The sequence below is a fragment of the Desulforamulus aquiferis genome (assembly GCF_030577015.1).
GTDB classification, from domain to species: Bacteria; Bacillota; Desulfotomaculia; order Desulfotomaculales; family Desulfotomaculaceae; genus Desulfotomaculum; species Desulfotomaculum aquiferis.
This window is the reverse complement of the sequence record NZ_JARPTC010000004.1, coordinates 23,087-47,941: the sequence shown is the minus strand read 5'-3', so window position 1 is coordinate 47,941 and position 24,855 is coordinate 23,087. Positions and strand designations below refer to the sequence as shown.

Annotated in this window: 23 protein-coding genes; 21 read left to right on the top strand and 2 right to left on the bottom strand. The window is 44.1% G+C overall.

What is annotated here, in order from left to right; all coding sequences use genetic code 11:
• Positions 1-14: 14 nt before the first annotated feature.
• The 5 genes from lon (at position 15) to P6N53_RS03385 (ending at position 7,012) form a co-directional block, all read left to right on the top strand.
• Positions 15-2,444, top strand: a complete 2,430-nt coding sequence (lon, locus tag P6N53_RS03405) for an endopeptidase La (RefSeq protein ID WP_304541204.1) — start codon at positions 15-17, stop codon at positions 2,442-2,444.
• Complete coding sequence (gene yihA / locus P6N53_RS03400) at positions 2,441-3,028, top strand: ribosome biogenesis GTP-binding protein YihA/YsxC (RefSeq protein WP_304541202.1); 588 nt, start codon at positions 2,441-2,443, stop codon at positions 3,026-3,028. Before lon ends, yihA begins: the two co-directional genes overlap by 4 nt.
• A 160-nt stretch (positions 3,029-3,188) precedes the next feature.
• Positions 3,189-4,754, top strand: a complete 1,566-nt coding sequence (locus P6N53_RS03395) for a spore germination protein (RefSeq protein ID WP_304541200.1) — start codon at positions 3,189-3,191, stop codon at positions 4,752-4,754.
• Entirely contained in the window at positions 4,747-5,943 is a 1,197-nt protein-coding gene (locus tag P6N53_RS03390) for a Ger(x)C family spore germination protein (protein ID WP_304541198.1), read from the top strand. Before P6N53_RS03395 ends, P6N53_RS03390 begins: the two co-directional genes overlap by 8 nt.
• Entirely contained in the window at positions 5,921-7,012 is a 1,092-nt protein-coding gene (locus P6N53_RS03385; RefSeq protein WP_304541196.1) for a GerAB/ArcD/ProY family transporter, read from the top strand. Before P6N53_RS03390 ends, P6N53_RS03385 begins: the two co-directional genes overlap by 23 nt.
• A gap of 24 nt (positions 7,013-7,036) precedes the next feature.
• On the opposite strand, the gene P6N53_RS03380 is transcribed toward P6N53_RS03385, so the two are convergent.
• Entirely contained in the window at positions 7,037-8,149 is a 1,113-nt protein-coding gene (locus P6N53_RS03380; protein ID WP_304541194.1) for an NAD(P)/FAD-dependent oxidoreductase, read from the bottom strand.
• Positions 8,150-8,212: 63 nt separating this feature from the next.
• A complete protein-coding gene (locus P6N53_RS03375; protein WP_304541192.1) occupies positions 8,213-9,304 on the bottom strand; it encodes an ABC transporter substrate-binding protein in 1,092 nt (363 codons plus the stop codon).
• 181 nt (positions 9,305-9,485) lie between these two features.
• Here P6N53_RS03375 and P6N53_RS03370 point away from each other — a divergent pair, with 181 nt between their 5' ends.
• From P6N53_RS03370 to rodA, 16 genes are all read left to right on the top strand, one after another.
• Positions 9,486-9,932: a TIGR04086 family membrane protein gene (locus P6N53_RS03370; RefSeq protein WP_304541190.1), complete on the top strand. Its 447-nt coding sequence runs from the start codon at positions 9,486-9,488 to the stop codon at positions 9,930-9,932.
• 322 nt (positions 9,933-10,254) lie between these two features.
• Positions 10,255-12,897, top strand: coding sequence for a valine--tRNA ligase (locus tag P6N53_RS03365; RefSeq protein WP_304541189.1), 2,643 nt, complete (start codon positions 10,255-10,257; stop codon positions 12,895-12,897).
• A 23-nt stretch (positions 12,898-12,920) separates the two neighbouring features.
• On the top strand, positions 12,921-13,148 hold the full coding sequence (locus tag P6N53_RS03360) for a type II toxin-antitoxin system HicB family antitoxin (protein ID WP_304541188.1): 228 nt from the start codon (positions 12,921-12,923) through the stop codon (positions 13,146-13,148).
• 42 nt (positions 13,149-13,190) lie between these two features.
• Positions 13,191-14,492: a bifunctional folylpolyglutamate synthase/dihydrofolate synthase gene (locus P6N53_RS03355; RefSeq protein WP_304541187.1), complete on the top strand. Its 1,302-nt coding sequence runs from the start codon at positions 13,191-13,193 to the stop codon at positions 14,490-14,492.
• Between the two features lie 327 nt (positions 14,493-14,819).
• Positions 14,820-15,452, top strand: a complete 633-nt coding sequence (locus P6N53_RS03350) for a redox-sensing transcriptional repressor Rex (RefSeq protein ID WP_304541185.1) — start codon at positions 14,820-14,822, stop codon at positions 15,450-15,452.
• A gap of 256 nt (positions 15,453-15,708) precedes the next feature.
• A complete protein-coding gene (locus P6N53_RS03345; protein WP_304541183.1) occupies positions 15,709-15,966 on the top strand; it encodes a DUF4321 domain-containing protein in 258 nt (85 codons plus the stop codon).
• Positions 15,967-15,997: 31 nt separating this feature from the next.
• Positions 15,998-16,573: a Maf family protein gene (locus tag P6N53_RS03340; RefSeq protein ID WP_304541182.1), complete on the top strand. Its 576-nt coding sequence runs from the start codon at positions 15,998-16,000 to the stop codon at positions 16,571-16,573.
• Positions 16,570-17,253 carry a RadC family protein gene (gene radC / locus P6N53_RS03335; protein WP_304541180.1) on the top strand — a complete coding sequence of 228 codons (684 nt, stop codon included), beginning with the start codon at positions 16,570-16,572 and terminating at the stop codon, positions 17,251-17,253. The genes P6N53_RS03340 and radC overlap by 4 nt, the downstream gene beginning before the upstream one ends.
• 23 nt (positions 17,254-17,276) lie before the next feature.
• Positions 17,277-18,308 (top strand): rod shape-determining protein, encoded by a 1,032-nt coding sequence (locus P6N53_RS03330; RefSeq protein WP_304541178.1) that lies wholly within the window; start codon positions 17,277-17,279, stop codon positions 18,306-18,308.
• 23 nt (positions 18,309-18,331) lie between these two features.
• A complete protein-coding gene (gene mreC, locus P6N53_RS03325; RefSeq protein ID WP_304541379.1) occupies positions 18,332-19,183 on the top strand; it encodes a rod shape-determining protein MreC in 852 nt (283 codons plus the stop codon).
• Positions 19,184-19,684: a rod shape-determining protein MreD gene (gene mreD, locus P6N53_RS03320; protein ID WP_304541176.1), complete on the top strand. Its 501-nt coding sequence runs from the start codon at positions 19,184-19,186 to the stop codon at positions 19,682-19,684. It begins immediately after the preceding gene.
• Positions 19,685-19,709: 25 nt separating this feature from the next.
• Positions 19,710-21,692: a penicillin-binding protein 2 gene (mrdA, locus tag P6N53_RS03315; protein WP_304541174.1), complete on the top strand. Its 1,983-nt coding sequence runs from the start codon at positions 19,710-19,712 to the stop codon at positions 21,690-21,692.
• A gap of 127 nt (positions 21,693-21,819) precedes the next feature.
• Complete coding sequence (gene minC, locus P6N53_RS03310) at positions 21,820-22,245, top strand: septum site-determining protein MinC (RefSeq protein ID WP_304541172.1); 426 nt, start codon at positions 21,820-21,822, stop codon at positions 22,243-22,245.
• 69 nt (positions 22,246-22,314) lie between these two features.
• Complete coding sequence (gene minD, locus P6N53_RS03305) at positions 22,315-23,109, top strand: septum site-determining protein MinD (protein WP_304541170.1); 795 nt, start codon at positions 22,315-22,317, stop codon at positions 23,107-23,109.
• A 15-nt stretch (positions 23,110-23,124) separates the two neighbouring features.
• Positions 23,125-23,403, top strand: coding sequence for a cell division topological specificity factor MinE (minE, locus tag P6N53_RS03300; protein ID WP_304541169.1), 279 nt, complete (start codon positions 23,125-23,127; stop codon positions 23,401-23,403).
• Positions 23,404-23,558: 155 nt separating this feature from the next.
• Positions 23,559-24,803, top strand: coding sequence for a rod shape-determining protein RodA (rodA, locus tag P6N53_RS03295; protein WP_304541167.1), 1,245 nt, complete (start codon positions 23,559-23,561; stop codon positions 24,801-24,803).
• The last annotated feature ends 52 nt before the right edge of the window (positions 24,804-24,855 follow it).

Here is a 24,855-nt window from a genome sequence, read left to right as displayed (position 1 = left end):
GAGGAGGTGCGGCAGTGAATTCCGAAATAAAATCTCTACCCTTGCTTCCCTTGAGGGGTATTCTTGTTTTCCCATATATGGTTATTCACCTTGATGTGGGTCGTGAAAAATCTGTTCAGGCCATCGAGGAAGCCATGGTCCAAGACAGAATTATCTTTTTAGCTACCCAGAAGGAAGCTCAAACCGATGAGCCCACTGTAGATGATATCTACCAGGTTGGAACTGTAGCTGAGGTTAAACAACTACTTAAGCTTCCAGGCGGTACTATCAGGGTACTGGTGGAAGGCATTGCCCGGGCCAAAATCAGAAAATATGAAGATTTTGAGCCCTATTTCAGGGTTGAAATTGATCAATACTCCGAAGAATTTGAAAAAACCTCTGAAATTGAGGCTTTGATGCGGAGTTTGGTTTACCAATTTGAACAGTATGTTAAGCTTTCCAAACGAATTCCCCCGGAAACTGTAGTTTCAGTGGTAAATTTAGAAGAACCAGGCCGACTGGCTGATATTATTGCCTCCCATTTGGCCCTGCGTATTGAAGATAAGCAAAAAGTTCTGGAAGCCATTGATATTGTTGAGCGGCTAGAAAAGCTCTGTGCCATTGTTGCTAAAGAACTTGAGATTGTTGAGCTTGAGCGTAAGATTAACATACGTGTTCGTAAACAAATGGAGAAAACCCAAAAAGAATACTACCTGCGCGAGCAAATGAAGGCCATCCAAAAGGAACTTGGCGAAAAGGATGAGCGGGTAGCGGAATGTGAAGAGCTGAGGGAGAAGATTTCCAAGGCTAAACTTCCAAAGGAAGTTGAAGAAAAGGCACTAAAGGAAGTTGAACGCCTGGAGAAAATGCCTCCAATGGCAGCCGAGGCCTCTGTGGTACGTAATTATTTAGATTGGATTTTAAGTTTGCCCTGGAGCAAGGGAACCCGTGATCGTCTGGAAATCAAGGGAGCGGAAAAAATTCTTGATGATGATCATTACGGCTTAAAGACTCCCAAGGAAAGAATCATTGAGTATTTAGCCATCCGCAAGCTGGCCAAGAAGATGAAAGGACCTATTCTTTGCTTAGTGGGACCTCCAGGGGTTGGTAAAACCTCGCTGGGCAGATCCATTGCCAGAGCTCTAGAACGTAAGTTTATTAGAATATCCCTGGGTGGTGTAAGGGATGAGGCCGAGATCCGCGGTCACCGTCGCACCTATGTAGGTGCCATGCCGGGCAGAGTCATCCAGGGCATGAGGCAGGCAGGTTCTAAAAACCCTGTATTCTTACTTGATGAAATTGATAAAATGGCCAGTGATTTTCGCGGTGATCCGGCATCAGCCTTACTGGAGGTTTTAGATCCGGAGCAAAACAGCACCTTCAGCGATCACTATATTGAAGCTCCCTTTGATTTGTCTAATGTTATGTTTATTACCACTGCCAATAACATGTGGTCAATACCTCGACCACTGCTGGATCGAATGGAAGTTATTCAGATTTCTGGGTATACTGAGGAAGAGAAGCTGGAGATTGCCAAACGTCACCTGCTGCCCAAGCAAATTAAAGAACATGGGCTCTCCAATGGTATGCTGAATGTTTCAGATAATACAATTCGCAAGATTGTTCGGGAGTATACCAGGGAGTCAGGTGTCCGTAACCTGGAGAGAAACCTTGCGTCCCTTTGCCGTAAGACTGCTAAAAGAATTGTTGCCGGTGAGGCTGAAAAGGTTAAGATAAGTGCACAAAACCTGGAACAGTTCCTAGGTATTCCTCGTTACCGCTATGGTGTTGCAGAGCAAAATGATGAAATCGGCACTGTAACGGGTATGGCTTGGACTGAGGTAGGGGGTGATACCTTGGTTATTGAGGTGACCACCTACAAAGGAACAGGCCGTATGACGTTAACAGGTAAGCTTGGTGAGGTAATGAAGGAATCTGCCCAGGCTGGCTACAGCTACGTGAGGAGTAGGGCCCAGGACTTGGCAATTCCTGCTGAATTGTTTGAAAAATGGGATCTGCACATTCACATTCCCGAAGGTGCCATTCCCAAAGACGGCCCATCAGCCGGTATCACTATGGCCACCGCCATGGCATCGGTTCTGACCGGCTGCAAAGTACGTCATGATGTGTCTATGACAGGTGAGATTACCCTTAGGGGCCGGGTACTGCCGGTAGGCGGTATCAAGGAAAAGGTTATGGCAGCCCATAGGGCGGGCATTAAAACCATAATTCTGCCCAGGGATAATAAAAAGGACCTGGAGGATATTCCTGCAAATATCAAAAAGCAGCTTGAATTTAAACTGGTAGAGCATCTGGATCAGGTGTTGGAAATTGCCATGCTGCCTAAGGAGGAAGGGGATGCACCAGTCTTTTCCCCGGAGGCCGCTTTAGCTGATAATCCCAACTTTACTCCAGTGGAGCACCAGGATGTTCAGGAGCAAGGAGGAACCCAGTTACCGTCGTGAAAATAGTGTCTTCTGAGTTTTTAACCAGTGCAGTAAACCCCGGGGGCTATCCCCCGGGGCATTTCCCTGAGGTGGCCTTTGTGGGCCGATCCAATGTAGGCAAATCATCCCTGATTAACAAGCTTGTTAACCGAAGGGGATTAGCCAGGACCAGTAAAACTCCGGGGAGAACACAGCTTATAAATTTTTTTACCATTAACGACAGCTTCCTAATGGTTGACCTGCCTGGCTATGGTTTTGCACGGGTTCCCGAGGAAGTAAGGTCTAAGTGGGGAAAGATGATTGAGGGCTATTTAAAGAACAGGGAGAGCCTGAAAGGGGTTGCCCTGCTTTTGGATTGTCGCCACACACCTACAGCCCAAGATAAACAGATGTACCAGTGGCTTATTCACTATCAGGTACCCACGGTAATAGTGGCAACCAAGATTGATAAGCTATCCAACAACCAGTGGTCTAAGCAGCAGGGGGTAATAAAGAAGAGTTTGTCCCTAACGCCTGGACAGCAGATCATTCCCTTTTCTGCCGAGACTGGCCGGGGCAAGGATGAATTGCTATTGCTGCTGGATAGTTGGGTTAATGAATAGTATTACATAAGATTATGAGACCCTGTATTAGCCCTTCATTTCTTGGAGGATTTATACAGGGTCTTTTTATGTGTTTATTTGGCATTATTGCCATTATTAATAAAAAAAGGTAGATGGTGATACAATAACCTGGATAAACCTATGTTATGAGGGGTCAGCAATGCTTAAATGGTTAGCAAAACAATTAGTAAAATCGGCTGAAAAGAAATCCGAATTACCAGGTCAGAGTTATCAGCAGCAGACGGTGGATGCTGACCTAGATAATGTCCTTTCTGAGCTTAAAAAAAGTTTTGGCAATACTTCGGACCTTGTTCGTAGAAGATTAATCATCGGCATGGGCGCTAAAGGGGCCCTGGTGGTGTACCTGGAAAATATGGTTGATAAGAAAATTATTAACGAGGGTATTATTGCTAAGCTGCAGGAGGCACCAGAAGATACTATAGAAAATCCCAAGCTGCTGGCCTATTCTGTATTGGCTACCCCCAGGATAAAGGTTACTACGGATTTTAATAAAGTAGTGGAATGCATACTTCACGGTGACACGGCTATTTTTGTTGCTGGTTCCGACAGGGCAATTATTGCTGGGACAGTGGGCTATGAGAAAAGAAGTATTCAACAGCCGGAGACGGAGGTTAATATAGAGGGGCCCAGGGAAGCTTTGATAGAATCCTTAGGCATTAATATAACCATGATTAGAAGGAGGTTGAAGAACAGGAATCTTCGTTTTGAGGAAATCACCTTGGGGACAAGGACCAGCAGCACCATCTCTGTAGCTTATCTACAGGGGATAACTGATCCGGGAATTTTAAAGGAAGTTAAAAGAAGACTGGAAACCATTGATGTTGATGCAATAACCAGCTTAGAAACCCTGCATGAGTATATATCTGATTCACCCATGTCGGTTTTTCCAACTGTATTAAAAAGTGAAAGACCTGAGTCGATCACATCCTGCCTGCTGGAGGGTAGAGTAGCTATCCTCTTAGATGGTTATCCCTGGGCCATTACTGTTCCTGCAACCTTTGCTCAATTTATGCAGGCTGGAGATGACTATTATCAGAACTTTTATTTTGCCACCTTTGTTCGCTGGATCCGATATATTAGCTTCATCATTACCCTCACCTTACCGTCATTATATGTGGCCTTGATTACTCATCATTGGGAGATGCTGCCCACTGACTTGGCACTAACCATTGCAGGCAGTCGGGAAGGGACACCCTTTCCCGTTATCGTTGAGGCCCTGGGGATGGAATTAACCTTTGAGCTTCTGCGAGAGGCAGGTGTACGTCTGCCAAAGGCGGTGGGTCAGGCCGTTAGCATTGTAGGTGCCTTAGTTATAGGACAGCAGGCGGTGGAGGCAGGTCTAATTTCACCGGGTATGGTTATTGTTGTAGCCTTTACTGGTATAGCATCCTTTACACTGCCAAGGTACCCGGCTTCAATTCCCGTTAGATTGCTGCGTTTTCCCCTGATGCTGGCGACCTCCCAGTTTGGCTTGCCTGGTCTGGTGGCAGGTGTCATGATGATCTGGGGCTATATGACTCACCTTACCTCCTTTGGCATCCCCTATTTGGCACCCTTTACACCCAGCCAATCCAAAGATTTTAAGGATACCATTTTTCGTTACCCATACTGGGCTATGACACGTCGGCCCCAGTCAGTGCCCGATATAGATACTAAGAGGATTGGTAGTTTGCCTCCAAAGGGGGAGTCAAGGGCTGATGAGTAGCCGAAAAAGGCTAATTATATTACTTATTGCCTGTATTTTAATTTTTGGGTCGGGCTGCGTGGATGTGGAGCACAGGGATATTGATCGAATGTACTTTGTAATGGGTGCTTTATTTGATTATGACCCTGAGAAGGAACTATATGAAGTACATACTCAGGTGGCTAAGGCCGGGGCCTTTGCCAAGGGAGCCGCAGGGGGACAGGAGGAGGCCACCTACCTGATATTTGATGGCCAGGGCAACAATGTATTTGAGGCCGTTCGGGATATGGCGAAAAATGGTAGAAGGATCTTCTGGGGCCATTGCGATATTTATGTTGTCACAGAGGAGATGGCCAAAAGGGGAATCTTTCAACTGGTGGAATTTTTAATGAGGGATAACGAGATTAGGGAGGAAGCCTATTTAGCTTTAACTAAGCTGCCAAGTAAAGACTTTATGGAAATTAAAGATGGGGCGGAAAAGGTGCCAATGAGATCAATAGTTACGATAGTAAGGGATTCCTTTGAGGTTCATGGTAACACCACTAATATTAGGGTGAGGGAGGCCTTTAACAGTCTTTTGGATCAAGGAAATTTCCTGGTGCCAATTGTGGGAATCCGTAAGCCGGTGCAAGAGTCAAAGGAAGCCCGGGTTAAATATCATGGCTCCGGGGCGGCTGTTTTTAAAGGAGAGAAGATGGTGGATAGGGTTAGTCCCGTTGAAGTTAGGGCCTTTAATTTTTTGAATAGGGATTTGAAAAATCCACTCTTAAGCTTTGAATTCAAAGGCCGGCAAATAGCTGCTGAGCTAATCGGAATTCACCCGTCGGTGAAGCCCCAGGTTAATGATGAAGAGGTCAGTATACAGGTGGCAGTAGATTGCTACGCCAATATCAGTTTGGTTGGACAAGTATTAGATTTAGAGGATCCCAGGATAATTGCAGAATTAAGGCCAATTTTAAGTGAAGCACTAAAGAATGAAATATTAAATGGGATAAAACATGCCCAGGGTATTCAAAATGATTACTTCGGGTTTGGCCGTCAGGTAGAAATTGCGGATCATAAGGCCTGGAGCAGAATTAAGGACCGCTGGGATGAGCAGGTTTTCCCCGAGGCTGAGTTTGAGGTGACAGTAAATACAACCATTGTTAGAACAGGGCTAACTATCACGACAAAAATAGGTGAATTGTATGAACAGGGCCAATATAATTAGCGCTAAGCAGGCAGTATTTTTATTGCTAACCTGTATTCTATCCACAGTAGATGTGTTTTTGCCCTCTGAGGTAGCCCAGCATGCCGGCCGGGATGCCTGGATGTCTGCTTTGTTGGCGGCCCTTATAGGGTACTTTATTTATCGTATTATCATCGGACTATGCTTAATATTTCCCGATCATTCCCTGGTGGGATTTAGCAGGCTATTGCTGGGAAGGTATCTGGGAGGACTCCTTGCCTTAATATACATTGTTAGCTTTCTGGTCTTTTGTGTTATGGTGACGATTCAATTCTCGATAATTATTTCAACATCCTTTAAGCCAGAAAGTCCTCCCTTTGTATGGCACATGGTTGTGCTGGTTCCTGCCCTTTATGTATCTTATCTTGGCATATCGGTTCCCGCCAGAATGAATGAGCTGTTGTTACCACTGGGGCTATTATTATTGCCGCTGGTAGCTTTGCTAAATATACCTAACATAAATTGGGACGAGTACCTGCCTATGCTGCAGCACGGATTGCTGCCGCCAATAGAGGGAGCAGTTTTAACTGCCGGGGAACTGACCTACCCAATGCTTATATTGGCGCTAATTCCCCTAATAAGTCATAAAGAGAAGCTAGTAGGCTATGGAATTCCTGCCTTTATTACTGTTGGCATAGCACTGCTGATTGGTACTTTAAGCATCCCCATCTTAGGGTTAAAGACCACCGAGGCTAGCCTATTGCCGGCCCTGATGATGGTTAGGTCCATTGAAATTGGTTTCATTACCCGGATGGATCCCTTTATGATGACTATCTGGTTTACTGGATTTTTTATCTTTATTGCAGCTTTTTCTTATTCGGCCGCCAGTTTAACCAGGGAATTATTTGGGTTTAAAGGTTATCGTATGATATTACTCAGCTACGGTTTCATTATAATCATAGCCGCCAATATCTACATCACCAATGTACCTTTGCTACGATATTTTATGCAGTTTCCTTTGACCCTGTGGCTCTATTCAGTGTCCTTAGTAATTCCCATATTTTTAATTATAGTAGCCAAGTTAAGGGGTTATCCGAAGCAAGCAAAATAAGCTAAGCCCAAAAGACGACTTAGCTTATTTTTTTTTGGGTGAAGGCGGGAGAATACTTTTTTCTGTTAAGTCTACTGATTTACGAAAAAGTTCCAATACGCTACCTGCAACATTTAGAATGGGAATATTTGTGTTGTAGTTTATCTGCTTTATGATAGGCAAAGTACCCAGGGACACCAAACGATCGTAATCCGCATTTCTCATGGTGTTTAAAGCTTCCCGGATGCGAACGGATCTTCTCATTTCCTGGTCCAGCTTCTTTACCAGCCCGTCAAAGGGGCTGTTGGTAGCTATGGCCCTGGCAGCTAAAATTCCGCTGCGGATGGAAGAAACTGTGCCAAAGCCTAAGAAGGCCTCCATGAAACCGCCTGATATTCCCACCAGAAGTATATTACCCACTTGATGGGGATAAGCAGTTCCGGCTATATGGGGTAATAAGAAGCTTTCTGTGATGTGGTAATCAATTTTTTCCCGGCAAAGAAAAGTCTTCCAATGTCTCTCCATTTCCTTGGCGGTGGTGTTGGCATGTATTAAAACCAGGCTGGCTCTGGTTTTAGTAAAAGGGGTTAGATAGGCATAGGCACCAAGGGCATAGTCGGTGTTAACCCACATAACTAGCTCAGAAGTGTCAAATTCCCCCAATACAACGGCACCCCTAACCATGGCGGAAAAGATGTTTTTCCAGATACCAAGGGTGGCGGGAATTTCCCTGCTGCCATTGGCTACAACCACGTAATCATATTCTTTAGCCAACTCTGAATAATTTGCCCGGCAGTTAAAATTGATCTTTGTTTTAAGGTCGCTGGATAACTGTGTTTCCAGTGACTTTTCACCTTGGCCACGCTCAAGGAAATAACCGAATTTGGCTGATTTGACTACCCTTGTTAGGGTAGGTGCGTGCATAGTGATTTTTTTCCAGGCGTGAAGGGGCTCAATGGAAAGATGATAGTCTTTTTTTAACCATTTAATTTGATCCCGGACCGGCCTATTCATTAGATGTAATAAACCAGCCACGTGGGGGAAAAGTTCCCCCGAGCGGGAGCGCTCTTCAAAAATATCAGGGAAAATGCCTAAATATTCTAATTCGTGGGCACAGGATAGGCCGGAAACCCCGGCACCAATAATGGCAACCCGCAATGTTATACCTCCAGAATGTTGTTGTTATCCTTATTCTGCCCGGCTAGCCTAACCTTATTAGAACTATTTGAAATCAAGGGTTTTCACTTTTTCCCACAGGGTTTTTTCCCTTTGCAGTTCCGGGGGAATGTATTTAACTGTGTTAGCGGCCTTTTGGGCAAACCTGTTACTCACAACGTCCTTATAAGTCACGGGGTTAGTTAACTCACCGGAACGCTGTACGTAGTTCTGAAGATTTTCATAATCCTTCTTTGGGATCACCGGGCTTTTATCCCAAAGGGACAATTTCTTATATCTATCAATTATTTTTTCTAGGGTTTGTTTATCTATTTCAGGGAAATATTGGGCTACCACCGTGGCTGCCTCCGACGAAGAGTGATAATCCAACCATAGCATGCCTTTACATAATCCATTAACAAACCTTTGAATCTCCCCACCATGTTGCTTTAAATATGATGGGGATGCAGCAAATATTAAAGAAGGAATTGGTTCCACAGCATCCCCTAGGGCTGCCACTACCCAACCCTCTCCCCTTTCTTCAGCAATTGAGGCTAAAGGCTCAGACATCTGCACATAATGCCCTACTCCAGCTTGAAAGGCACCTACTTTAAGTTCTAAGGGGACATTTTGGATAATAATAACCTGCTGTTGTAAGGTGAGCTTGTTTTGCTTCAAAGCTTCCTCAAGAATTATATTTGATTGTTCATCTGGCGCATCCCCTAAAATAGATCTCCTTTTCAAAGTTTCCCAGGAAAAATCAGTCTGTTGCTCTCTACCCAGCAAAAAGGTACCGTCCTTTCTTGCAAGTGAAGCGAAAGCGATCTGGTTTGTATTTGTACCCAACGGTTGGGTAAAAAATTGCTGGCTTAGGTTGCATAGAATGATATCCCCCTTTTCTTCCAGGCTCCATTGATTTGCCTCTGCTGGTCTGGACACATTAGAGTCCAAGGCCAAGTTTTGTTCCCGGTAAAAACCTTGGGCTATGGCAATGTAGTGGGGTATGGCCAGGGGCGAGCGCTGGGCTTCAACCACTTTTATGGGGAAGGGTTTCTCTGGACCATGCCTAAAAAAATAGGTCTTTACTCCATAGGTGCCTGTTCCGGCAACAATAGAGAGAATGAGGATTAGGAACAGCCATTTCCAATACTTGGACAACAATATCAACCTCCTACTAAAACTTCTGGACTAAATTATTTGCCACCCGATTATTAGGGGTAAACAAATCCCCTATATATTTATTAGGTTAAGAGAACATATAACCCAATTTTTACATAAATGGAATAAAATAAATAAAATGGCATAAAGATGTATTAAAATTACCGGGAGGTTTAATAAAATGAACAGGGTAACTTTTCTTCAATGGAGTAAACAGGGTGTGAAAGGGGACATGCTAATAAAAACTAGGGCGTTGGGTATTGGTATAATTGCATCTCTAAGTGCAACTTTGGCAGTATTTCTAATCTTAGCCTTTGTGGTGGCTGTGACCAGCATGCCTATTTATGACTTTGCCTTGGCCATTATGCTAACCATGCTAGTTTCTTCATTTTTAGGAGGTAAGGGTGCCGGCAAGGAAGCTGGAATTAGGGGATGTATCCATGGTGCTGCAGTGGGGTTATTATATGGAATGTTATTTGTGTTTCTCTCTGTAGTTGCAGGTATGCCTGTGACAGAGTTCATATTGATCATCGGGTCTATGGTTTTAGCAGGCATCATTGGAGGAATTGTGGGTGTTAACCTGCCGAATGCAAAAAGACAAGTGATTGGCAGAAGAGCAACCAGGTAGATTTATTGACATAAAGCAGGAAAAACATTAATATATTGGGTAGTAAAGTCGAAGAAGGGGAGATCCGGAAATAGGTTTTGGACCCAGAGAGGAAGGCCCTTGGCTGTAAGGCTTTCTGTCCGAAGTTTTCTAGATGTCGCCCCGGAGAAGCTGGACTGAACCTAAGTAGGTCCGGACGGGAAGGCCCGTTATAGCCGTAGGAGTTGCTACCCAATAAAGTACTAGCTATTTGGTAGAAACAAGGTGGTACCGCGGAACTAACTTCCGTCCTTGATTGGATGGAAGTTTATTTTTTTACTATCATATCAAGGAGGAAACTTCAGTGTCGGAAACGAATATTCCTACAGTCTACAACCCAAGTGAGGTTGAAAACAAATGGTATCAAGAATGGGAGAGTAAAAAATATTTTGGAGCAACAGTGGAAAAGGAGAAAACCCCCTTTTGTATTGTCATGCCTCCGCCGAATGTAACGGGCCAATTGCATATGGGACATGCATTGGACAACACCCTCCAGGATATCTTGACTAGGTGGCGCCGGATGCAGGGGTACAATGCCCTATGGGTGCCAGGAACTGATCATGCCGGTATAGCTACCCAGGCTAAGGTGGAAGAAAAATTAGCTAAGGAAGGCCAAACCAAGTATGATTTGGGACGGGAGAAGTTTTTAGATGAGGTCTGGGCCTGGAAGGAACAATATGGTAATCGTATTACCACGCAGCTAAGGAGGCTGGGTGCTTCCTGCGACTGGGATAGGGAACGCTTCACCATGGATGAAGGCTGCTCAAAGGCAGTGCTGGAAGTATTCGTACGCTTATTTGAACAAGGTTTAATATATAGGGACTACTACATTACCAACTGGTGTCCCCACTGTCAGACAACTATTTCGGATATTGAGGTTGAACACCAGGACAAACCAGGTCAACTGTATTATATTAAGTATCTCTCCCAGGATAACCCGGAGGATTATATCATTATAGCTACCACAAGGCCTGAAACCATGCTTGGTGACGTGGCTGTAGCAGTTAACCCGGAGGATGATCGCTACCTGCATCTGGTTGGTAAAACTTTAATTCTGCCCATCGTTGGTCGGGAACTGCCGGTAATAGCTGACGCCTATTGTGATCCTACCTTTGGAACTGGTGCGGTGAAGATGACACCGGCCCACGACCCTAACGACTTTGAGATTGGCCGCCGTCACGGTTTGCCGGAAATTCAGGTCATTGATAAAAAGGGTAAGATGAACGAACAGGCGGGCAAGTATCAAGGTTTGGACCGGTGGGAATGTCGCAAGAGGCTTGTACGGGATTTAGAAGAGTTGGGAGCGCTGGTAAAGGTAGAGGATATGAGCCACGCTGTAGGTCATTGTTACCGTTGTAATACGGCCATTGAACCGATGCTCTCAAAGCAGTGGTTTGTTAAAATGAAGCCCTTGGCTCTCCCTGCCATTGAAGCCGCAAAGGATGGAAGAATATCCTTTATTCCCGAAAGATTTACCAAAATCTATTTGAATTGGATGGAGAATATTCGTGACTGGTGCATCTCCAGACAGCTTTGGTGGGGACATCGTATTCCCGTTTATTACTGCCAAGATTGTGAAGATATGGTTGCGTCCACTGTACAGATTACTAAATGTGGTAAGTGTGGCGGTAAGGTGGAACAGGACCCAGATGTATTGGATACCTGGTTCTCTTCTGCCCTTTGGCCCTTTTCTACCCTTGGCTGGCCTGATAAGACTCCGGAATTAGAACATTTTTACCCAACCTCTGTTCTTGTTACTGGTAGAGATATCATCTTTTTCTGGGTGGCCAGGATGATTTTTTCAGGATTAAACTTTATGGAGCGGGAGCCCTTTAAGGAAGTATTTATCCATGGCTTGGTGTTGGATTCCCAAGGTAGGAAGATGAGCAAGTCCTTAGGTAATGGGGTCGATCCCTTAGACATTATTGATAGTCACGGCGCCGATTCGCTACGTTTCATGCTAATTACAGGTAATACTCCAGGCAATGACCTTCGCTTCCATTTTGAACGGTTGGATGGAGCAAGGAGCTTTGCGAATAAAATTTGGAATGCCTCCCGCTTTGTAATGATGAATCTTGCAGATTATAACCCAGGTGCCCAAGGTGGGGAGTATAACCTGGCGGATCGCTGGATCCTCAGCAGGCTTCAAGGGACTGCCGCTGAAGTTACGGCATACTTAGAGCGTTATGAATTGGGAGAGGCGGCCAGGGTGTTGTATGAGTTCACCTGGAGTGAATTCTGCGATTGGTATATTGAGTTAGCAAAGCCAAGGCTCTTTGGTAAAACTACGCCCGAGGACAGGGTAACGGCCCAGCAGGTATTGGTTAAAGTTCTAAGGGAAAGTTTAGAACTAATGCATCCCTTTATGCCATTTATAACAGAGGAAATTTGGCAAAAGCTGCCACATCAGGGTGTTACAATTATGCTGGCCCACTGGCCGAAGCCTGAGGAAAAGCTTAAGGATTCCGGGGCTGAGCAGGAAATGGTTATACTCATTGAAGCTATTACTGCGGTACGTCGTATTCGGGGAGAAATGAATGTACCACCTGGTAAGAAGGCTGAGGTAATCCTTGTGGCCGGAGAAGACTATGTTCGAAGTGTATTAGAAAGAAATAAAGCCTATGTCCAGGGACTTGCTAATGCTGAAGTAACTGTATTGAAGGATTTGCAGGAAAAACCGGATCAAGTTGCCAGTGCCGTAACTAAGGGTGTAGAAATCTTTGTACCCCTAAAGGGACTCATAGATATCGACAAGGAAGTTGCACGTTTAACTAAGGAATTAAAAAGTATTGAAACCGACTTAGCCAGGGTACAGGGCAAACTTAGCAACCAAGGCTTCTTGGACAAGGCTCCCGCAGATGTTATTGAGAAAGAGAAGGCCAAGGAACAGGAACTGGCCACAAAGTCTGCAGCTTTGAAGGATAGGCTAGCGGTGTTCCTAACCTAGCCTTAATAGAGGGAGGTATACTTATGGCTCTAAAATTTGAAGAAGCTATGTCCCCCCTTCCCCAGGGAGGTTTAGAGGGGGAACTAAAGGTGAGAATTAGGGTACAGGTGGAAGCGGATCATGAAGATGGAGGTTTTTATGCCGTAACACCGGATATTCCTGGATGTGCTTCCAGGGGAGCCACCGAGGAAGAGGCGGTGGAGAATTTCAAGGAAGCTGTACGCTATTTATTAATAGAACATTGTCACTAATAACTTGTAAAGACATCGTAATATGTGAAGGAAGGGCTTTAAGTGATCTATGAGCAGTCAATAGATTATCTAAAGGGACTTACCAAGTTTGGAATTAATTTGGGTCTCGGTAGAATTGAAGAATTATTGCGGCGGTTGGGTAATCCCCACCGCCGCCTAAAAATTGTTCATATAGGCGGTACCAATGGAAAAGGTTCCACAACTGCTATGGTTGCCAGCATCTTAGGAGCGGCAGGCTATAAAGTGGGAAGGTTTACCTCACCTCACTTGCATAGCTATACCGAGAGGTTTGTGATTAATGGAGTGGCTATCCCGGAAATTAAACTAGTGGAATTAATCAGCTATATAAAGCCCTTTTTAGAAGAAATGGTTTCCGATGGTTATGAGCATCCAACGGAGTTTGAAGTGAGTACTGCCCTGGCATTAGTTTACTTTGAGAGGGAAGCTACTGATTATGTAGTTTTGGAAGTTGGTATGGGCGGTGCAATTGATTCAACCAATATAGTTACCCCATTAGTTTCAGTTATTACTAATGTTTCCCTCGATCATGTGGATTACCTTGGTGGAACTGTAGAGGAAATAGCCAGGGTAAAAGCGGGTATAATAAAACAGAATACTCCAGTCATTACCGCTGCCGAGGGCTCTCCGCTGGAAATAATTAGGGAAGTAGCCAAAGAGAAGGATTGTCCCCTGGTGCAGATTGGTAAACAAGCCACCTGGGTTTCAGATAAAAGCTTTTTGGCAGGGCAACAAAAATTTACAGTGTATGGATTAAAGGATACCTATCATATTAACTTGCCCCTTATAGGGGAACATCAGCAAATAAATGCAGCCACTGCAATTGCAGGAGTTGAAGTTTTGCTATCCCTTAAGGGAGAATGTCTCTCTCCTCAAACCATTGAAGAGGGTTTAAGTATGGTCAAATGGCCGGGAAGACTAGAGATCCTTACGCACAAACCTATGACGATTATAGATGGTGCCCACAACCTAGCCGGGGCGATTGTACTTAGGAGAGCATTGGAAAAATATTTTTCTGGACGTTCCATAATTATGATTTTAGGTATGTTGGCGGATAAGGAGCGGGCAAAGGTGGTCGCAGAGCTGGCTCCCCTGGCAAAAACTATCATAGTAACACGCTCCAACAGCCCAAGGGCAGGAGATTGGCAAAGGGTAGCCCAATATGCCCGGGAGTATGTTAAGGATGTTATGGTGGAAGAATGTGTTGAAAAAGCTGTGGAATTAGCCCTTAATAATGCGGGTAGCGAAGAGTTAGTCTGTATTACTGGTTCCCTTTATATGATTGCAGAAGCCAGACAGTTTTTAATAAGTAAAGATATAGCCTAAGCATTAATCAAAAAGAATTTAATTTATGCTTGTGGAAAGATAGGCTGAATAATATACAATATACTAATATCATATTTAGCATAATAAATTGTCATGACACATAGAAAGATGTTAAAATATATATAAAATTGTCGAGATATGCTTCTTAATAATTAGAGAACAATGTCATCTAGATGACCTGCTATAAAATTCTAAAATTTGTTTTGACACAACGTTCACAAATCATCTTTGCAACCCGGCAGTTTACTACTATAATATTATTAAAAACATTAACTAATAATTTTATTAATATAAAAATTTGTTTTTATAGTAAGAGGAGGGGACCTGGTGAAGGCACTTAAAATTCCAGAAGCAACAATTACCCGGTTATCTATATATTCCAGGTTTTTAAAAAGGTTGGACAAGAAAGGGATTACCACTGTATCATCAGGGGATATTGCCGAAGGTGTTGGGGTAAGTCCTGCCCAGGTTAGGAAGGATCTGGCATACTTTGGTGAATTTGGCACAAGGGGTGTAGGTTACAATGTTAAGGATTTGATACGCTACACCGTAAAGATTTTGGGTTTATCAGAACCATGGAATTTAGTCATGGTGGGGGCCGGTAATCTAGGCTCTGCACTGGTAACATATAGGGAATTTAAAGATAGGGGTTTCTCCATTGTTGGGGTATTTGATAATGATTTAACGAAGATCGGTAAGCGTATTGCGGATCTGGAGGTTCTTCCTTTGGAGGAAATGCCTGAGATGGTTAAGGAATATAACGTGCGAATAGGAATTATTGCCGTTCCTTCCAAAGCAGCCCAAGATATTGCCGATATAATGATCAAAAGTGGCTTGGAAGCACTTTTGAATTTCGCACCCATATCTCTAAATGTACCGGATTATGTGGAGGTTAGAAATGTTGACTTGTCTGTAAAGTTAGAAATTCTCACCTTCAACTTAGCCCTTAGGGAAAAATAGTAACTAGCCTCACAGGTGCCCCCCCTAGGGTGCATTGCTAGTCTAATTTTAATTTCTTTGGGGTCCTGTTGTTAGAGTCTAACAGCAGGACCTTTTGGTGTGATCCATGAGTAAGATTAAAAGCTATATTATTTTTTTAGGATATTTATCAGACTATAGGGGACAATTAAAGTATCTGTAATTGCTTGTCAGACAAAACTCCGAATGTTAAACTTATAGGGAAGTACCTTCCATTACTTTCCTTATAGGTGAAAAAATGAGTAGAACTTTTAAAACTGGAAAAGGGCCGGGAGTGTTATTGATTATTCTGCTGGCCGGCGGCGTAGCAGGTAGTGCACTGGGAGATGCTTTAGCAGCCTATCTTCCAATATTAAAAAACTATACAACCATAGGCTTTAGTAATACCACATTTAATTTACATTTTCTAAAGCTTACCTTTGGTTTAACCATGTCTCTCGGAGCAATGACCGGAATTGGCATACTACTGGGTTTTCTGGCTTACCGTAGGTTATAACATATTATTTGTTACTATGGGAGGGTTTTGTTTGCAGCCAATTATACTTGCATCAGCGTCACCAAGGCGACAGGAACTTCTTGCCAATCTTGGCATTGATTTTGTTATCAGGGTCAGCGAAGTAGATGAAACCCTGGAAGAACATATTTCCCCAGCCCAACAGGTGGAGCGGTTAGCTGAGCGTAAGGCTGCTGCCGTTGCAGTAGATATTCAGGACGGTTTGGTTATTGGGGCTGATACGTTGGTTTTTAATGCAGGCCAAGTTTTGGGCAAACCAATAAACCGGGAAGACGCAGTAAAGATGATAGAAACCCTCCAGGGAAAAAGTCATGAAGTGTTCACTGGAATAGCAGTAATAGATGCGGCAACAGGCCAAGCTGTGGTAACCCACCAGGCTACTGCCGTTAGGTTTAAATCAATGACCAGAGAACAAATCGAACGATATGTTAATACCGGTGAACCCATGGACAAGGCCGGGGGGTATGCTGTACAAGGAAAGGCTTCAGTTTTTATTGATAGTATTAGAGGTTGTTACTATAATGTAGTAGGCTTGCCGGTATCCAAACTAGCGGATGTACTAAGAAGGTTTGGAGTAGAGATAATATGAGTTATCCGGTTTTACGTGAATTGCCACCTGAGCAGAGGCCGAGAGAGAGAATGATTAAGGAGGGTTCCGGCAGTCTGTCTGATATTGATTTACTAGCTATTATCCTGCGTACCGGAACTGCAAAGGCGTCAGCTCTAGAGTTGGCAGCAGGGATCATTGGGAGGTTTAGGGATCTAAGAAACCTTTCCCAAGCCACCATAGAAGAATTAAGTACAATAAAGGGCATTGGGGCCGTTAAGGCAGTACAGGTGAAGGCTGCCTTGGAGTTGGGTAAGAGGTTAGCAAGCTTACCCTCCGAGGATAGGACGGTAATTCGATGTCCTGAAGATGTTTGTTCCCTGGTGATGGAAGAACTAAGGGATCTAGATCGGGAGTTCTTTCAGGCACTATTGCTAAACACTAAAAATCAAGTAATCTCCAGGGAAACTATCTCCATTGGCACTTTAAATGCATCGATGGTGCATCCAAGGGAATTGTATAAAATAGCTATTCGCCGGAGTGCTGCTGCAGTTATTTTAGTACATAACCACCCGAGTGGAGATCCTACACCAAGTAGAGAAGATATCAGCCTGACCAAAAGATTAATTGAAGCGGGAGAAATAATAGGAATAGATGTCCTAGACCATATAATAATTGGAGATAATAAGTTTATTAGTCTAAAGTCCAAAGGACTTATTTGAAATACCTAAGGGGGACGTTTGAATTGAAACTTGGTATGTTTTCCAAGGATATGGGGATAGATTTGGGTACTGCCAACTCCCTGGTCTATGTAAAGGGTAAAGGCATTGTGTTAAGAGAGCCCTCAGTGGTAGCTATACAGAGGGAGACGGGTCAAGTTTTGGCTGTGGGTGAAGAAGCCAAGCAAATGATTGGTCGAACACCCGGCAACATTGTTGCCATACGTCCCATGAAGGACGGTGTAATTGCCGATTTTGATGTAACCCAAAGTATGATAAAATATTTTATAAATAAGGCCCTGCGCCAAAGGTCATTTATCTTTAAACCCAGGGTTGTGGTAAGTGTACCTTCGGGGGTGACAGCTGTGGAAGAAAGGGCAGTACGTGAGGCAGCCTTACAAGCTGGAGCCAGAGAAGCATATCTCATTGAGGAACCTATGGCGGCCGCTATTGGTGCTGGGCTACCTGTACATGAACCTACAGGTAATATGATTGTGGATATTGGTGGTGGAACCACTGAAGTGGCAGTTATTTCACTGGGCGGAATAGTGACCAGCAGATCCATTAGAATTGCCGGAGATGAAATGGATGATGCCATCATTCAGCATGTAAAACGTACATATAATCTAATGATCGGTGAGCGCACCGCAGAGCAAATCAAAATTGATATTGGAACTGCCTACCCATTGGAACAAGAGGAAACTGAGGAAATAAGGGGCCGTGACTTGGTTACCGGATTACCTAAGACCTTGCAGATTACCTCTACTGAGATATTTAAGGCTTTGTCTGAGCCGGTTGAGGCTATCCTAGAGGCCATTAAAGTCACCTTGGAGAAGACACCTCCAGAACTGGCCGCTGATATTATGGACAGGGGTATTGTTATGGCAGGGGGAGGCTCCCTCCTAAGGGGTCTTGATCACCTGGTGAGTGATCAAACTGGGATGCCCGTGCATATGGCTGAAGAGCCGCTGCTGGCGGTGGCCTATGGCTCGGGAAGGGTATTGGAAAATATTGATGTTTTAAGACGAGTATTAATTCAGCCTAAAAAGCTGGCCTAGAAGGTGTGGTAGTATTGCCCCGAATGATAAGTTATAGAAGTGTCTTTTTCCTGCTAATTCTGGTTGGTATTACACTGGGGGTAATGCGCCTCACCCATGTGGAACGTCCCCAACTGACTCCCATGGAAGCAGCAATCAAGGACAGTTTGGCACCTATTCAAGGTGTGCTGATGGGAATCAGTGAAACCGTCAATCAGAGTGTTTATTCAGTTGTTGCATTAGGAGGACTGAGCGGAGAAAATAAGGAATTAAGAGAAGAAGTCTCAGAGCTAAGGGGACAGCTTCTTCTCCTGGAAGAGCTCAGGCAGGAAAATCAGAGGTTAAGAGAACTACTTGATTACCGTGAACAACATGAGCAGAACTTTAGGTCTACTACCGCAAGTATTATTGGTCGGGACCCGGGAAATTGGTTTGGGATTATAACCTTGAATAAAGGTGAGCGGGATGGTATATTAAAAAATATGCCGGTGGTAACAAGGGCTGGCCTGATTGGTAAAGTCGTAGCTGTTTCCCGAAATACGGCTCAAGTTATGCTTATCACTGATCCCCGCAGTGGAGTAGGGGCAATGGTGCAGGAAACCAGGGTTCCTGGCGTTCTAGAGGGTACAACCTCCGGGGGAGGGGCCACCAGATTAATTCATGTGCCAAAGGATACAGAACTTAATGCTGGCCAGGTGGTGATTACCTCGGGAGTCGGGGGGACTTTTCCAAAGGGTATACCTATAGGCAGAATAATAGATATATCTGATGAGCCTGCTGGTTTGTTCAAAACAGCAACTGTTGTACCTTTTGCTGAGTTACAGAGATTAGAGGAAGTATTGATTATTACAACGGTATTAAATCCAGACATTCTTCCTCCCACGGAGGGTGGTTAATTGCGTTCCTTTGTGCTAATAGGCCTTATTCTTTTGGCAATGTTAATGCAGGCCACCGTGTTTAGCTTTTTACAGGTAGCAGGTGTTAAGCCTGATTTAATTTTAATGCTTGTTGTTTTTAATGGCTTCCTCCGGGGTTCCAAGGAGGGGGCTTTTTTGGGTTTTTTAGGGGGACTTGCCCAGGATATTTTTTCCGGCAGTTACATTGGACTAAATGCCTTAACAAAAATGGCAGCGGGATATCTGGCCGGTTTGGCCGAAGCTAGATTTTATAACGAGAGTGTGGTAATAGTATCCCTAATGACCTTTGTTACCAGTGTTATTAGTCATGGAGCCAATTATATATTACTTTATTATTTGGATATACAGGTGCCAGCCTTTTTTGCCATATTGCAGGTAATAATACCCACGTCAATTTATACTGCTTTATTAGTTCCACTGACCTATTGGAAGTTTTTTCGTTCTAATGAAAGAGGATGGCTCAGATTCCGGGAACCCTAATCAATATATTTAGGGAGGAGCCCTTATGGAAAGAAAAATTATTGAGAAAAAGACCAGGCTGTTGCTTTTTATTGTGTGTATTATATTTTCTGTTCTTGTGGGACGACTAGCCTATATGCAGCTAATTGAATCCCAGCGCTTTGAAACCTTGGCTAAGCAAAACCATATGAGGATTAACCCGATAATTGCTCCCAGGGGAGAAATATATGATCGCAGGGGTGTTAAAATTGTAGGAAACCAGCCTGTTTATACTGTATCCTTAGTTTACCTGGGCCTTAAGGACACGGAACAGGTTGTCGATCGAGTGGCTGAAATTCTGGGCATGGAACCACAGGATGTAATGGATAAATTAATGGCCCAGCAGCTTAGACTATTTCAGCCTGTGCGACTTGCCTCTAATGTTCCCTTAGAAACCGTTACCATATTGGAGGAGCAAAGGCTAGATCTTCCTGGGGTTGTGATAGACGTTGAACCGGTACGTTATTATCCCCATGGCTCGATGCTTTCCCATGTGCTGGGTTATGTACAGGAAATTAAAGAAAAACAATTCCAAGAGCACCAGGAGGATGGCTATAGACTAGGAGATATGTATGGCCAGGACGGTTTGGAAAATGCCTTTGAGCCATTTCTAAGGGGCATAAACGGTGCCCGCCAGGTTGAGGTGGATGCCCAAGCCAGACCGGTGCGGGATCTAGGTGTCAGGGAACCGGTGCCTGGTAACAACCTGCACCTTACCATTGATGCCGAGCTTCAGAAAACCGCGGAGGAAGCCCTGGAAAGACAGGTGCTGTTTATGAGGAAAAACGGTTATGAATCCAAGGGTGGAGCGACAGTAGCCATAGATGTAAGAACAGGAGCCATAAGGGCCATGGCCAGTTACCCTACCTACGAACCTTCCATCTGGATTGACGGGCTAAGTCAACAACAGTGGGATGATTTACAAAAATCCGGGGCTTTACCAAATCGGGTTTTGCAGCTTTACCCTCCGGCATCTACCTTTAAAATGGTCCTTGCCGTAGCCGGCGTGGATTCCGGCAAGGTAGATCCTAAGTGGTCTATTCAGGACCCCGGTCACTATGTTTTCGGCAATAGAACCTTTAATGACTGGTTACCAAGCGGACATGGGCGGGTAGACATGCGCAAGGCCATCTCTGAATCCTGTAACACCTATTTTTGGACCATAGGTCACCGGATGCTGGGGATTGAAACCATAGGCAAGTATGCACGAATGTTTGGGTTTGGTGAGCGAACAGGCATAGAAATACCGGGCGAACCGGCAGGCAATGTCCCAACTCCAGAATATAAATATAAACGTAATAAAGCTTATCTAGAAGCAGTATACGGACCTAAGTTCGAGGCAATTGAAGAGAAATACAAACCGCTGCTGGCCGGGGCCACTGATCCCGATGAAATCAAAAAGCTGGAAAATGCGAAGCAAAAGGAATTAAGGGTGGTACAGAATCAGTATGACCAATATAAATGGGATTTAGATTGGCAGGTATATGATACCTTGAATACGTCTGTTGGTCAGGGCTATAATGAATATACACCTCTACAATTAGCTGTCTATACGGCTGCCATTGCCAACGGAGGGACAAGATGGAAGCCCTATTTGGTGGAGAAGGTCAGTAGCCCGGATGGACAAGTAATCGAACAATACAGACCTACCAAGGTAGCTGATGTCGATGTTAAGCATGAGGCCATTTTAGTAGCCCAGGAAGGAATGCACATGGTTACTACGGTAGGTACTGCCTCTGGAATATTTAGAGGCTTCCCAATCGATGTGGCCGGTAAAACTGGAACAGGCGAAGTATTTGGCAGGGATAACCATGCGGTCTTTGTTGCCTATGCACCCTTTGACAAGCCAGAGCTTGCGGTTGCTACAGTTATAGATTATGGAGCAAAGGGTGGAGCGGCTTCTGGTCCGGTGGCCAAGGATATCATATCCAAATATTTTAATTTGGGAATAGAAGGCACACCGCCAACAACGGCCTATAGTCCCGAATAAATCCAAATATGTCTAAAATTCTAATAATATGGGGCTATTTAGCCTCTTTTTTTTATCCAACTTTAGAAGGATTTGGTTATCCCACGTAGAATTCAACTTAACAGTGGTAGTGCGGGAGGTAAATAATTTGACCAGGGAGACTGTTAATAATTCGTCTTCGACAAAGCCATCTGTTGATTCTGGGTTTCCCATTGAATTAGAAGGATTGGTGGATGATAATACCATTTTGGTACAAAGGACATTGCGCTCAGGGCAAAGTATTTGCCATGACGGGAATGTGGTGGTGATGGGTGATGTGAATCCTGGTGCCGAAATTGTTGCAGCAGGTAACATTATAGTGATGGGTGCCCTAAGGGGTGTCGTACATGCTGGTGCCCAGGGGGATAATGATGCATTGGTACTTGCCTTCAGGCTAAGGCCAACCCAACTAAGGATTGCCAATCATATTACCAGGCCCCCGGAAGAGGAAGAATCTGACCCGGATTACCCAGAAGTGGCAAGAATTAAGAATGATGTTGTTACCATTGAAACCTTTAACGCTCAGATGAAATAGGGAGCGAAAGTTAGCCGAATATAAGGTTCTAGTCAGCAGTAGTGACATAGTAAGGGGGACTTATTAAGTATGGGTGAAGTCATCGTTATCACATCCGGCAAGGGGGGGGTTGGCAAAACCACCACCACTGCAAATATAGGTACAGGACTTGCCGCAACGGGTAAAAAGGTATGCCTGGTGGATACTGATATTGGGCTGAGAAACCTTGATGTGGTGCTTGGGCTGGAGAACAGAATTGTATATGACATTGTTGATGTAACCAGTGGTGTTTGCCGTATACGCCAGGCATTGATTAAAGATAAACGCTTTGAGGGGCTGCATCTGCTGCCGGCCGCCCAAACTAAAGATAAGACAGCAGTAAACCCGGAGCAAATGATGGTTCTGTGCGAGGAACTTAAAAAGGAATTTGATTTTGTCATTATAGACTGTCCTGCAGGGATTGAGCAGGGTTTTAAAAATGCGATAGCGGGTGCAGACAGAGCAATTGTTGTTACAACCCCCGAGGTATCTGCTGTGCGGGATGCTGACCGTATTATAGGATTGCTGGAGGCAGCCGAATTAAGAGACCCCAAGCTCATAATTAACCGCCTCAGACCTAAAATGGTCAAACATGGTGATATGATGAGCATTGATGATATGATTGAGATTTTGGCCATTGACCTTTTGGGAGTTGTTCCTGAAGATGATCAGGTTGTTGTGACTACAAATAAAGGGGAGACAGTGGTTAGGGATGAGAAATCCCAGAGTGGACAGGCTTATCGGAACATTACCCGTCGGATACTGGGCGAATCAGTTCCTCTGATGAATTTAGAGGAACCAGGGGGTTTTATAAATACACTACGGAGAATGATTGGACTAAAGTAGAAAGGGGGTACCGGAGTGTTAGATTTCTTAAGCAGGGTATTTGGCCGGGATTCATCTAGCAGCAAAAATGTGGCTAAGGAAAGACTTAGGCTGGTTTTAGTACACGACCGGGCCAATGTTTCTCCCGAGCTACTTTCGTCACTAAAAAATGATTTGATTAAGGTAATATCAAATTATATGGAAATCGATGAGAAGGCTTTGGAGGTCAGTCTAGACAGCAGTGAAAACCAGGTAGCCCTGGTTGCCAATATACCCGTAAAAAGAATGAAAAGGGCAAATAAAAGTCCAGCATAATAAGGGGGTGCATAAGCACCTCCTTTTAAATTATAAAATAATATTGTATAAAATTTAGTAGGGATTTTGAATATATCAATAACTATCAACACTTTTGTTTTGGTGTACATTGTAATATAATTTATAGGTTAAATAAATTTAGGAGGTGGAATGCGATGGTAGACAAGCGGTTTATGCGCAATCTGGATTATACCCTTGTTTTTTCAGTGTTATTAATTATCTCCTTTAGCCTGGTTACCATCAGCAGTGCCACCCTGGTAAGCAGTCCGATGGATTTCCAACAGCATCAGGAAATTTGGCAAAAGGACGCTCCGGGTCTAAATGGTGAAACTTCCCAGGGAGCTACCAGTATATCGATTATTCAATATGGCAAATTATTTTTTAGCGAATATGTCAAAAAGCAAATAATTTGGGTTATCTTGAGCGTATTCTTGATATTTGCTATCCTCACAATTCCCTATGAAGATTTTCGACGCCATCGTAAAGCGATATACCTTATAAATATCATTTTGCTGCTGGCGGTGCTATCTCCCCTGGGACATAGTGCCAAGGGGGCTACGAGATGGATTAATTTGGGTTTTTTCGCACTGCAGCCCTCAGAATTTGCCAAGATATTTATTATAATTACCTTTGCCGATTTTCTGACTAGGCGAGAGGGAAAACTTAATAGCCTAAAAGAGCTATTGCCTTGTTTCTTGCATATAGGAATACCCCTATTGCTGATTCTAAGACAACCAGACCTTGGAACATCTCTTGTTTTTATTGCCATAATGTTTGGAATGCTTTTTGTTGCATCTGATAATTGGAAACTAATATCAGGGATCTTTGTTGGGGGTGCCGCTGCTGCTGTGGGCTGGGCGGCAGCTCATATGCACTTTGGAGTTTGGATTCCTCTCAAAGAATATCAATTGAGCAGGCTACTAGTCTTTTTAGACCCCTGGGATAAAGATAATATATTAGGTGCTGGCTATCACGTAGTACAGTCTCAGATTGCCATAGGCTCCGGAGGTCTAGAGGGCAAAGGAATTTATAACGGCAGCCAAAATCAGTTAAATTTTCTGCCGGAACAACATACAGATTTTATCTTTTCGGTGGTTGGTGAGGAGATGGGTTTTATTGGTGTAACCCTACTATTAATTCTCTTTTTTATTCTTTTATACAGGGGTATCCGAATAGCTTCCCAGGCCAAGGATTTAAATGGTGCCCTGCTGGCCACCGGTGTAGTATCAATGCTTACCTTTCACATCTTAACCAATGTTGGGATGGTCACGGGCATAATGCCGGTAACGGGATTGCCACTACCCCTCTTCAGCTATGGAGGTAGCAGCATGATGACCAACATGATTGCCATTGGGATTCTATTAAACGTCTACATGCGCCGCCAAAAGATACTATTTTGAGACAAAAAACCGTCCCCAGAGGGACGGTTTTTTGTCTGGTAAGTCAAGTCAA